We start from the raw sequence: 12,213 nt of genomic DNA, 5'->3' as shown, positions 1-12,213 counted from the left end.
AGGATATACAAACGATATGAGCGATAAGAAGACAATTAAGAATGTAAAAGTATTTGGTATTAATAAAGCTGCAGATGATCCGAAGAATAAGGAAGACAACAGCAAGCAAATGGCAGTTGATCCATTCGCTCAATCATATAGTGATAAAGGATTAATTAAACCTCCTTATGATATGGCAACTCTACTGGATATAAAGGAAAGTAATCCTATTCATTCTGCTTGTATTAGCGCAAAAGTCGATGATATTGCTGGTGTTGGTTTTGACTTTGCCCCTTTTGAAGAAGTAAAAGAAGCAGCGAGCCAGGAGCAGTATAAAAGGTTAAAAGAATTCATGCGTAATTGTAATCCAGAAATGACAAGCTCAGAAATCATAAGAGCCGTATGGGATGATTATGAGACAGTTGGCTGGGGAATTATTGAAGTTGTTCGTAATAACAAAGGTGAACCGTCAGAACTATACCACATTCCAGCTCACACAGTTCGTGCTCATAAAGATAAAATTCGCTTTGCTCAAATCGTAAGTAACAAAGAACGATGGTTTAAAAAGTTCGGTTATCCTGATGAGTTTCGTCTTGTTGATGGTCAACCTTTAGGAGCAGAAGACATTGCAGAAAACGGAACAGAAAAAGCCGGGGAAGTAATTGTTATTCGCAAATTCGGTTCACGTTCTTCTTATTATGGGATACCTAATTACGTTAGTTCTATTGGCTCAATAGTTGGCTCTCAAGCAGTGCGAGATTACAATATTAACTTTTTTACGGGCAAGACTATTCCAGATGCTCTGCTATTTATTGAGGGAATCGATGAGATAGATGAGGGAACGGAAAATGAATTAAAAGCGTTCTTCTCTGCAGAAACAAAGGGAGAACATCATAAGTTGGCCGTAGTTCCTGTTCCACCAGGAGCAAAAGCTAGATTGGAAAAAATCAGCCCTGATGTAAAAGAAGGTAGTTTCCGTTTGTATAAGCAGGATAGCGCAATGGAGATATGTGTGGCCCATCGTGTACCACCTTATCGTATCGGTTGGGCTATGACAGGTTCATTAGGACAAACAACTGCTAAAGAAATGAATGAGATGTACAAGCGTTCTATTATTGAACCTGGCCAAGAAATATTAGAACATCGATTAAACAATCAATTGTTCCGTGTATTTTCTGAAATACTAGGCGGTTTAGATTGGCATTTTAAATTAAATGAAATCGATACGGATGATCGTGAAGCAGATTTGAAGTATGCAAAAGACAGTTATGAAGGTGGAATATTAAAACTGAATGAGTCTCGTAAGGTAGTAGGTTATGAACCTGTACCAGGAGGAGATAAATTCTTTGATGGTACAACTGAATCTTCTCCACCAGAACCAATTGCAAAATCTGCAGATGATGAACAAGATAACTTAATTGCTATTAATGCATTTAGGGAAAAGCATGAAGAAATAGAGAAAGCTATGCAAAAGAAGGTAGCTGATTTTTTTCCAAGCAGGGAAAACGGCTCTTAAACCTGCTTCCCGTAATTCGTATTAATAAAGCAGATGAAGAGATTGATCTTGTAATTGCAGAAGCAGAAGTTGATGAATTTCTGGATAATGTTGATTGGGATGAGGAACGACAAATGTTTGTCGATGAAGTCACTGCTACGCTACAGGATGATGTAACAGAATTTGTACAAAGTACCCTTGCATCAAATGGTTTAACCTGGATGGTATTAGATCCAATTGGTGACGTTGCTGCAAAATGGGTTGCTGCTTATGCATTTGAATTAGCAAAAGAAATCCATGAAACCACTAAAGATAGATTAAGAGAGACAATGTTAAAGAATCTTAGTGAAGGAATGGGTGTCGATGCATTAAGTGTTTCTATTGCAGATGTGATGTCAGAAGCAAGTAACTATAGAGCAATGATGATTGCACGTACAGAAACAACATATGCAATGAATTACGGCAATTTAATCGCTTATAAGGGTGCAAATAGAAACAAGAAAACATGGCTTACAGGTAATGATGAACGTGTTTGTAAAGAATGTGGTGGTTTACATGGGGAAACGGTAGATATTGATGATCTATTTAGTAATGGAAAGATGTGTCCGCCAGCTCATCCGCATTGTCGCTGCACTATGATTTCAGAAGAGTAATAAAATACACCTATTTAATTGGGGTTTCATCGTCAAAACGTATACGGCTTTAAATTAGCTGCTATGCGTTTTGACAGTGGAACCCCAATATTTATAGGGAAGGAGGTAAAAACGATGGGATACGAACTAAAAAACGCCAATATCAGTTATGTTTCATTAGTTACAAAGGGCGCAAACGGTCGTCAATTTGCCATTATGAAAAGCGAATCTGCTAAACAACCAAATATATCAAAACAGGTTCCAATCCTTAAAACAGAGGAAGATAAGCAGCTTGTTACAGGTGTGGTATATGAACCAGATGTAGAAGATACACATGGGGATACAATGACCGCAGAAGAAATTGAAAAGGCTGCATATACCTTTATGGATAATTACCAACACATCGATAAACAACACGATGAAATCGCTGGTAAAGGGACAGTAGTTGAAAACTGGATTGCTAAAAGTGATATGACAGTAGGCGAACAAGAAGTAAAAGCAGGAACATGGCTTATGACTGTTCGTGTTGATGATGCAGACACCTGGGAAGAAATTAAAAAGGGTGAAGTTACCGGTTTTTCAATGGGTGGATTTGGTAAACGTGTAGAAATCGCGAAAGCAGATGACCTTACCCATGAAGAGAAAGGCATTATTCGTAAAATGGTTGGTTTCTTCAAAGGTGAAAAACATGCTATTAAAAAAGGTGAAGTAAAAGATCGTTTTGTTGATGAAAGACAAAACCGCGATTTACGTGCCGTTTTTAATTTATTCGAAGATGTGTTCTATTGGGAGATTTGGGAGAATAATCCCGATATTGACCGAATGCTGACTGCTCTTGAAGACATGAAGGAAATCCTTTCTTCTATTAAAGGCGGTTATACCATTGCGAAATCAGAAGATAGTGTACAAGCAGAAAACATTGTATTAGAAAGTATTAAAAAAGCGGGGAAAGTATTATCCCAAAAGAATCATGCAAAATTAGATGAAGCATTAGCTTTAATTAGTGAAATAAAAGAAGCTGCTTCACCAGAGGAGGAAGAAGAAATGAAAGCAAAGGATATTGCAGAGATTGTTAAACAAGCAGTAGAGCCACTAGCTACTAAGTTAGAGAAGATTGAAAAGCAGGTGAATGGTGAAGAAGTAGAACCAACACCAGAAGAGCAAACGGATGAAGAGAAAGTTGCAGCAGTTATTCAAAAAGCATTAGAGCCATTTGCTGAACGTCTTGAAAACATCGAAAACGCTGCTTCTATTCGTAAAGGTTTAGATCCTGATGGTGATCCAGTACCTGGACAACAACCAATTAAAAAATCTATATGGACAGGCGTTAACCTGTAATATAAGGAGGAAATATTAATATGGGAACAACATACAACAATCAGCAATTATTAAATCGTCTATCTAAAATTGAAAAGACAATTACTACAGGTTCAGTTTCTTCTGGTTTATTAAATCCAGAGCAAAGTAAAGAATTCTTTAGAATGGCTTTTGACGCAACACCATTCTCTCAATTACATCGAAAAGAAATGCGTAAAGCAAAACAAGGTGTACTTGATAAAGTTGGTATTGGCGGCCGTATTCTACGTAAGAAAACAGAGAATAAAGATGAGGATTACCGTGCAGGTGTTACTACATCAACTATTCCATACAATACAAAAGCACTTCGCCTACCTTGGGAAATTACAGAAGAAACGCTGCGTGAAAATATTGAAGGGGAAGGCTTTGAAGATACTGTAATGGCACTTATGTCAAGTCAAACAGGTGTTGATTTAGAGGATTTACACTGGAATGGTGATGCTGAATCATCTGATCCATTTTTATCAATTAACGATGGTTGGTTGAAGAAGCTTTTAAAATCAAAAGAATCTCATATTATTGACCACGCTAAATTAGTAACTGGTACAGGAGAAGAAGCAAAAGCTAATGGATTTGGTAAAGGATCGATCTTTGCTCTATCTGGTGTAATGCCGAATAAATATAAAAATAGTAATCTACGTTGGATTATGTCACCAAATCGTAGGGAAAAATGGATTGAATATTTAACAAACCGTCCTACAGGTGCAGGTGATGCTGCATTACTAGGAGCAGGAGACCAAGTTAATAAACCGATGGGATACGGAATTGTTACAGTTCCTACTTTATCAGATGACATTATTATTCTTGCAGATCCACGTAACTTTATTGCTGTTAACACATATGAAACTCGTATTCGTAAAACAACAGAAGGTAAATCTGCAGTAATGGAAGATAAACGATTCTATGTAATTCATTTTGATGATGATGCTGTAATTCAAGAATTGGATGCAGTAGCAATTCTGACGAATATTCCTGATACATTCGACGCCTAATAACCAGGCGTATTTTTTATGGGAATAAACCCTTTGTTATCAGGGTTTTGAATGTATACTTTTTTAATGTTTTCTTGTTTTTAATAGAAAATGAGATAGAACCAATAAAACCAACAATACGAATGTAAACTTTCATGCAATAGTTTACATTCGAGAAAGGGGTGCTAATTATGAAAGTAGTTAAGCTGCGATACGGTGGTACTTACACCGCTTATGGACAAAAGTTTAAGAATGGCCAAGAAGAAACAGTTGCAAATGATAAAGCTGATTACCTTGTAAGTACTGGACATTTTGAACTTGTAAAAGAAGTCGATAAGAAGGAGAAAGAAACATAATGGATATTAACATACAGGACATTAAAGACCGCGTAAATGTGCAGAAAATGCCTGATACAGTTATTCAAGAACTAATAGATTACTATACGGTTATTACTAAAAAGTATTTAAGAGTCAAGCCGGAGAATCCAATGAAAGAAATCATCCAAACAAGCAAACTAGCTTGGCTTACTTTTCCTGCTGAATCTATAGCAAAAGTAACACATGTTAGTTCAAAACAAGATATGTCCGATTCTATTACAGTAAATGGGCGTATTGTTTATGGTTTATCCGAAAATCAATTGTATGAATTCGAATATAAGATACAAGATTATGATGATCTGCAGGTACTTATGAGGAAATGTATTATTGATTTGGTTATTTCTGCAGTAGGTCGTGCTAAATTACAACGGAAAGGTATGAAGACATCCGAAAGTATAGGGGATTATTCGTACCAGATTAGCCCAGAAGCGTTAGATGAACCTGCTACAAATAATAAGATACTTAATGGTTTAAAAGCGTTTAGAGCAAGAGTTAAGCCAGTGATGGCCACATGAGTATGTACTTTGACGATGGTGATATGGATGATTTATATATTCATGAAGTAGTTGTAAAACGAAAAGAGAGAAAGAAACAATCCTCTGGTAATTATACAGAAACAGAAGAGGAAATTTACGAGAATATGATTTGCCGTGTAACTACTAATTCTGCTGCTGATAATGAAAGATTTAAGCGTGACAAACAAAATTTCGATACAACTTTTAAGATTTATGCACCTGCTTCTTACAAAATTAAGCCTAATGATCGTATTCATTTCAAAAATGAAGAATTAGGTGTTGATTATACGTTCGAAGTAAAAGGCGAACCACGTAATCCTGCATTTATGAATCACCACATCGAGATTTATTGTGAAAAGGTGTGATTCTATATGGCTAATTCAGTAGAAATTGAGTTTTCTAGCAATATGGAGCAAGTAAAGACGCATATTAACGCTATGTGTGTTGAAAAAGTCACAGCAGCATCTATTCATTTACAAAATGAAGTTAAAAAAAATCTCACAGGTAGCCGTAGCGGTAAACAATACAAGATACCACATACAAGTCGTAAATATACTGCTTCTAAACCAGGGGAAGCTCCTGCTGTTCGTACAGGTGATTTGCTAAATTCGATTAAATATAATATTAAACGATCACAATCAGAAGTATTGGGTGCAGTAGGAAGTGACTTGCAAAAAGCAATATGGCTTGAAAATGGTACAAGTAATATGGAAGCCCGTCCATTCTTATTAAAGTCATTCGAAAGACAACGCAGAGAACTTAAAAGAATGATGGGAGGATAATGTATGTCTACTGCTATTGCAGCTATTAGAATGCTTGTAGAGAACGATGAAATAATAAAAGCCAATCTATCAGAATACGGTGAAGGCGAGGACAAAGGCCCTGCTCTTACATTCCAAACTGCACAAGATGATATGGAAATGCCCTATGTAGTTATGAGAATTGAAGCAAATAATCCGGATGACGTTGAAATTATAGATCGTATGATTCTTAATTTCGATGTGTATTGTGATAACGGTGATTATGATAAGGCGAATTTGGTCGCTACACGTATTGAAAAATTGCTAGATAGAGAAGTTGGTTTAAAAGATGACGGGATACTTTCTATCCATCGTGCAGGTAGTCTTCCTGTACCAGATGAAGACCCATCTATCATTCATATAAATGTAAAATTTCTTGTCCGAACCATACGAACGGACTTGTATTAGGGGGTAGAACAAATGAGCTGGAAATTAATTAACGGTGTTCGGGAAGGAACTACTGATAATTTCGTTATTGGCCCTGGTGTTATGTACAAAGGATTTAAAAGTGTAAAAGAACTCGGGGAAATGGTTGGAGCAACTACTGGTGGTACGAAAGTGGGCTTTGATCGTGAGTACTATGATGCAGATATTGATGGTGTGCTAGGTAAAATGGTGCGCGGTAAATGGTTATTAAAAGATGAACCGCATATTGAACTTACATTAGTAGAATTTACAAAAGAAAACCTGCAGTTAGCTTTACCTGGAATGACAGTAGATTCTACAACAGAAACTGATTACGATATTATGAAGCCTTCAAATGAAATTCCTGACTCAAGTTATCACGATATTGCTTTGATTGGGATGGTTTCGGGAAGCACCTTGCCGGTTATTTTCGTTGTTCGAAATGCATTAGTAGTTTCATCTATTGAAGTTGATTTGAAAGATGGAAAGGGAACGGTTGGTTTGAAATGTAAATTCATCGGCCATTACAGTGAATCTGCACCAAATACACCACCTTATGAAATCTATTTACCGAAGAAAAAGAAAGTAGCAGGAGCACCTGCTAAAGCGCCGGCTACCGCATAAATGGTAGTCGGTTTTCTATTACATAAAACTAGCTAAACGCTAAAAGGAGAGAGCAAAATGGCTTCTATTTTAGAAAAAATGATGAACAATGGTACAGACATTACAATCATGGGTGAGACAGTAGCAATGCGACGATTAAACGTAACGGACGTTTGGCGATTCGCTAAGATTATTTCGAAGGTTGGACGCAGTGCGATAGCTAACTTTGCTGATTTCGGTAAGGATAAGCAAGAAATGGATGAATTAACTAAAGTAGCTGAATCTCTTCCAGAAGAGGAAAAACAAGCGCAATTAGCTGCACTTAAAGAGAAGCAGCAACAAAAAGGATTAGAATTTGCTTTCCGTGTTTTAACAATGATTCCTGCTTGTGAGGATGACTTTACAGAGTTCTTTGCTAGTCTATTAAAAGTAAAAGCAGAAGAGTTTCGCCAGTTCCCTCCGGAAGCAATGGTTGCTGTTATACAAGGGTTATTAGAAAGTGAGGACTTAATGACTTTTTTCAACCAGGTCAAGGGACTAGTGAAAGTGCAGAGCGAGAAATGGAGCAAACCAGCAGCGGCTCAGATCCAAGCGTAAACGAGAATACAAATGAATATTTAGAGGAAGCAGAACAAAATATGTTACGTGCTTTCGATAAAATCCAAAAACGGTATGGGTGGACAGATGAATATGTCTTATCCATACCTTATTCGCGTTTAATGGATTTATTTTCTTTCATTGCACAAGAAGAGCAACAAGAGGATTTAAACGAATGGAAGAAGATGGCGTTCATCGGATTTCAAACCCGTCAATTAGAAGAAGGAACTACTTTTAATGATTACCTTCAAGCGTTTGGGCTTGCTGGTTCTCAAGATGATACAGAGTCATCTTATGAGATGGGCGATGTATGGACACAAGAAGAATGTGAAGCACACGTTGAGCAAATCATGGCTCAATTCCAAGATGACGACGATGAGGAATAAAAGGGTAATAAACCCCAGCGAAGGGGGTGCGTAAATGCTCGCTGAAATGTTCCAGTTGTTCGGGACAATTGGTATTAAAGCAGATGGTGCTTATAAAGATTTACAACAATTTGAAGATCGAGTACAAAAGACTGCAAACGGAATGCATGATAAGTTCCAAAAAGCAGGGGAATCCATTAGTCATGTAGGTAACAAAATGAAAGATGTTGGTACTAACATGACTGCTGGTGTCTCATTACCTCTAGCTGGTATTGGTGCTGCTGCTGTTAAAGTGGCATCCGATTTCGATACTTCACAAAGGAACATCCAATCTTCTTTAGGTCTTACTGAAAAAGGTGCTGAAAACCTTGGTAAAATCGCAAAAGAAACTTGGAAAGATGGATTTGGCCAAAGTATTGAAGAAGTAGATCAGTCGCTCGTAAAAGTGTATCAGAACATGAAAGAAGTTCCTCACGAAGAATTAGAGCAAGCGACCAAAAGTGCTATGACACTAGGGAAAACTTTCGATTCTGATATCAATGAAGTTACTCGTGGTGCAGGACAATTGATGAACCAGTTTGGTATTGAATCAAAAGAAGCATTTGATTTATTTGCAGCTGGTGGGCAAGAGGGATTGAACTATTCGAATGAAATGTTTGATAATGTGGCCGAATATGCGCCGCTTTATAAACAAGCTGGTTTCTCTGCTAACGAGATGTTTACCATTATGGCAAACGGGACTCGTGATGGCAGTTATAATCTCGATTACATTAACGACCTTGTAAAAGAGTTCGGTATTCGTGTACAGGATGGTTCTAAAGGTGTATCTGATGCCTTTGCTGAAATGTCTCCCGAAACACAAAAAGTATGGGATAACTTCAATAAAGGTAAAGGAACTTCTGCAGATGTATTTAACGCTGTCTTAGGTGATTTAGGTAAGATGGACGATAAAGTAAAAGCAAACCAACTTGGTGTTGCTGTATTCGGTAGATGATAAATTGTGCCGAAGTAAAATTGCGGTATTAAGCAAGAAGGGTGAGATTCCTAACTTGAACCGAAGGCTATATAAAATATAGTCAGGGGCAGAGCATAGAGGATGAAAAGATATAATTCCTCCACGAGACCGCGACACTTATTAGTGAAAACGTATGCCGAACTTGCATTAATATGAAGTGCAAGAAGTAGAGGATAAAAAGCTTTTACGATAACAAAGTTGACAAAATGGGAAGACATGGGCGCACAAGCCGTCTTAGGGCTTAATAATGCAAGTGGTGCATTAGGTGATGTTGAGGGCGCAATGGGCAAAATGCAGAAGACGCAGCAAGAAGCCTTTGGTGTTCGTTGGCAAAAGTTAGTTCGTACTACTATGGCATCACTAGAACCGCTAGGACAAGCCATCTTAGATATTGCAGAAGTAGCCCTTCCTCCAATTATTAAAGCGGTGGAATTAGCAGCAAAAGCCTTTAGTTCTATACCGAAGCCAATTCAAATTGGTATCGTAGCAATTTTAGGTATGGTTGCTGTATTAGGTCCACTAATTGCCATGATGGGATTCATGACAAGTGGGGTTGGTGCATTTGTCGGTTCATTTAGATTCCTAGTACCAGTATTATCTAAGGTTCCTTTGTTATTTACAGGTATATTAAAACTCGGACCTAGATTGATAGGGATGTTCGGAATGATAGGAAGAGCAGTAGCTTTCCTAGGTAGTACTGCTTTTGCTGGACTTCTAAAGGTAGGACCTAAACTTATCGGAATGTTTGGCGCGATAGGTAAGGCACTCGCTATACTTGGACGATCTGCAATGACATTACTCATGAATCCCTGGACGATTGCAATACTCGCTGTTGTTGGATTAGTGTATTTAATTTATAAGAATTGGGATGACGTTGTTAAATACACAAAACAAGCCGTGAAATGGATAGGTGATGTATGTTCTAAGGGGTGGGATGCTACTGTAAAAGGGGCAAAAGCTGCATGGAATGGGCTAACTAAGTTCTTTTCTAGTTTCTGGGAAGGTACAAAGAAGGTCTTCCATACATCCGTATCATTTCTAGGTAAACTCCTGGAAGGAGCATGGAAAGGTATTACTGCAGCAATTAAATGGTATATCAATACTTGGAAGAAAATATTCGAAGTTGGATGGAATGTCATTAAATTTCTGTTTAATACTGCTTTAAATGCTATAAAAGGCGTAGTTAAATTCGCCTTAGAATTCATTAAGAATGTAATTTCATTTTATATAAAAGCGTATCAAACGATTTTTAGAGTTGGGTGGAATGTCATTAAGACAATTTTTACTACTGTCCTCAACTTTTTGAAATCGTTTGTTCGTGCTGCATTCGAATTTATAAAAAGTGCCATTTCTACAGTGATGAATGCGATTAAAACAATTATTTCTGCAGCATGGAATTTTATAAAAACAGTATTTGTTACTGTATTGAATTTCATTAAAACCACTGTTCAAAATGCATTCAACTTTATTAAAAATATAATCATTACCGTAATGAATGCGATTAAGAATTTCATTCAAGCGGCATGGAATTTTATTAAGGATACGATTATTGGAGCAGTTCGAGCCTTTGTTAATTTCGTAGTAGATAATTTCAATAAGATTAAAAATACAATTTTTAGCGTTGTTGGAGCTATTAAAGATTTCATAGTAAATAATTTCGCTACGATTAAGAAAGTTATTACTGGAACTTTTACAGGGATTGTAGATACTGTAAAAGATGTATTCAGTAAAGTAGGATCCATTATAAAAAATGTAGCAAAAGATGCACTTAGTTGGGGAAAAGATATCATTGCTGGTGTCGGTGAAGGTATGGCTTCAATGGGTGGTTGGATCGCTGATAAAGCAAAAGGAGTAGTTAGCGGAATTCCAAAAGCAGTTAAAAAGTTCTTTGGTATTCGTAGTCCTTCACGCCTAATGATGGAATTCGGTGGATTTATTACAGAAGGTTTAGGTGTAGGTATGGAAAATATGATTCCTGCAGTAGATAGAGCTTCTGAATTGCTAAACAAAGCCGTTGTTCCACCTAAACCAATGAAACTAGTAACTGATGTATCTACTCAAATCGGACAAATGGGAGCACGTTCTGCTGATATGATTGGTAAGACTGCACATCCATATGCTGGACAAACCCACGTCGAAAAGAAAACGGATAAGGGCGTAACAATTCAAAATGCTACATTTAGAGTCGCTGTTGAAAAACTACAATCTGCAGACGACTTTGTAAAAATGAGAAAGCTGCTACAAAACGTAGTCGCTGATGATCTAATGGGAATGGCGGTACGAAATGTATGAGTATATTAAAAACATTGCATAGAAAAGCAGGTTCATATTTTCTTTTTGAAGATATAGTAGAATTAAAAAACACAATAAAATATACCATTACTTTTGGGTGGCCAGGGACATATAACTTTCATTTTATGTCCCGAGTTCCTATTGGTTCTGATGGTATGCTACCAGATAAATACTTTATTGTTCGGGTAAATGGTATTGAAAGATTTAGAGCACGAGGACCTTACGCCTGGGAAGCAAGAGAAATATTTGTTGGTGCAGGACCACAAACAATTGAATTTACAACAATCGGTTATGGTTCTTCTGATGTAGCCTACGTAAGTCAAGCTTCTTATCATGCATTTGGGCATATTCCTAATATTGCAATGATCGAGCAAACAAAGATGCCAAAATCATTAGACGGCTTAAAAACTCACAATGTTATGCATGGATATCCGCGTTTTCAAAGTGCTGGTAATAAAGGATGCGAAGTAGAATTCACTCTGCTATTTAGAGATATAAAATATTGGCGTGATTTCATGAGGGAAATATATCGTACTCATATTATCACCGGTGATTACGGTACCTACGGGGGTATTATACCACCTAATGAAGTGGATACAATACGAAAAGGCACATTAGTAATAGCAAAATGTAAATTAATATCTACAGCACAAGCAGGCGTTGGAGTTGATGGCATATGAGGGAAGGTTCTGTATCTTTAATTAGAATGTTGGGGAGTCATTTCCAATTAGGGAATAACTCCCCTAATTTAATTGTTTTTATGAAAAAAAGGGACTCTTCTTCTTACGTCCAAATTCAACACCGTGTAACG

The 12,213-nt window shown here is 37.1% G+C and carries 14 protein-coding genes and 1 pseudogene; all 15 read left to right on the top strand.

The annotated features are described in order from the left end of the window. The first annotated feature begins 16 nt into the window (after window positions 1-16). The 15 genes and pseudogenes from AC1DMU_RS12955 to AC1DMU_RS12885 all read left to right on the top strand — a co-directional run bounded on the left by AC1DMU_RS12955 (window position 17) and on the right by AC1DMU_RS12885 (window position 12,082). A complete protein-coding gene (locus AC1DMU_RS12955; protein ID WP_088063194.1) occupies window positions 17-1,495 on the top strand; it encodes a phage portal protein in 1,479 nt (492 codons plus the stop codon). 113 nt (window positions 1,496-1,608) lie between these two features. After that, complete coding sequence (locus tag AC1DMU_RS12950) at window positions 1,609-2,127, top strand: phage head morphogenesis protein (protein WP_215559041.1); 519 nt, start codon at window positions 1,609-1,611, stop codon at window positions 2,125-2,127. Window positions 2,128-2,241: 114 nt separating this feature from the next. Beyond that, window positions 2,242-3,444: an XkdF-like putative serine protease domain-containing protein gene (locus tag AC1DMU_RS12945; protein WP_476941513.1), complete on the top strand. Its 1,203-nt coding sequence runs from the start codon at window positions 2,242-2,244 to the stop codon at window positions 3,442-3,444. A gap of 20 nt (window positions 3,445-3,464) precedes the next feature. Beyond that, window positions 3,465-4,454, top strand: coding sequence for a major capsid protein (locus AC1DMU_RS12940; protein WP_215559043.1), 990 nt, complete (start codon window positions 3,465-3,467; stop codon window positions 4,452-4,454). 170 nt (window positions 4,455-4,624) lie between these two features. Beyond that, entirely contained in the window at window positions 4,625-4,789 is a 165-nt protein-coding gene (locus tag AC1DMU_RS12935; RefSeq protein ID WP_098885217.1) for a YqbF domain-containing protein, read from the top strand. Beyond that, a complete protein-coding gene (locus AC1DMU_RS12930) occupies window positions 4,789-5,325 on the top strand; it encodes a hypothetical protein (RefSeq protein ID WP_215559044.1) in 537 nt (178 codons plus the stop codon). Before AC1DMU_RS12935 ends, AC1DMU_RS12930 begins: the two co-directional genes overlap by 1 nt. Beyond that, complete coding sequence (locus AC1DMU_RS12925) at window positions 5,322-5,690, top strand: hypothetical protein (protein ID WP_215559045.1); 369 nt, start codon at window positions 5,322-5,324, stop codon at window positions 5,688-5,690. Before AC1DMU_RS12930 ends, AC1DMU_RS12925 begins: the two co-directional genes overlap by 4 nt. Before the next feature lie 6 nt (window positions 5,691-5,696). Then, window positions 5,697-6,107 carry an HK97-gp10 family putative phage morphogenesis protein gene (locus tag AC1DMU_RS12920; protein ID WP_088063201.1) on the top strand — a complete coding sequence of 137 codons (411 nt, stop codon included), beginning with the start codon at window positions 5,697-5,699 and terminating at the stop codon, window positions 6,105-6,107. A 3-nt stretch (window positions 6,108-6,110) separates the two neighbouring features. Next, entirely contained in the window at window positions 6,111-6,533 is a 423-nt protein-coding gene (locus tag AC1DMU_RS12915; protein WP_088063202.1) for a hypothetical protein, read from the top strand. Between the two features lie 12 nt (window positions 6,534-6,545). Further along, the gene (locus AC1DMU_RS12910) at window positions 6,546-7,154 is read left to right on the top strand and encodes a hypothetical protein (protein ID WP_063223235.1); all 609 of its coding nucleotides are present in this window, start codon (window positions 6,546-6,548) and stop codon (window positions 7,152-7,154) included. A gap of 57 nt (window positions 7,155-7,211) precedes the next feature. After that, window positions 7,212-7,730, top strand: coding sequence for a hypothetical protein (locus AC1DMU_RS12905; protein ID WP_088063203.1), 519 nt, complete (start codon window positions 7,212-7,214; stop codon window positions 7,728-7,730). Next, the gene (locus AC1DMU_RS12900; RefSeq protein ID WP_088063204.1) at window positions 7,694-8,116 is read left to right on the top strand and encodes a hypothetical protein; all 423 of its coding nucleotides are present in this window, start codon (window positions 7,694-7,696) and stop codon (window positions 8,114-8,116) included. Before AC1DMU_RS12905 ends, AC1DMU_RS12900 begins: the two co-directional genes overlap by 37 nt. Window positions 8,117-8,150: 34 nt before the next feature. Beyond that, window positions 8,151-9,080 (top strand): annotated as a pseudogene (locus AC1DMU_RS12895) (phage tail tape measure protein); the annotation flags it as partial. 228 nt (window positions 9,081-9,308) lie between these two features. After that, entirely contained in the window at window positions 9,309-11,402 is a 2,094-nt protein-coding gene (locus tag AC1DMU_RS12890; RefSeq protein ID WP_372471004.1) for a phage tail protein, read from the top strand. After that, the gene (locus AC1DMU_RS12885; RefSeq protein ID WP_372471003.1) at window positions 11,399-12,082 is read left to right on the top strand and encodes a hypothetical protein; all 684 of its coding nucleotides are present in this window, start codon (window positions 11,399-11,401) and stop codon (window positions 12,080-12,082) included. Before AC1DMU_RS12890 ends, AC1DMU_RS12885 begins: the two co-directional genes overlap by 4 nt. Window positions 12,083-12,213 lie beyond the last annotated feature (131 nt).

This window comes from Bacillus sp. 01N45 (genome assembly GCF_056399205.1).
This window is presented reverse-complemented; position numbering and strand designations above follow the sequence as displayed.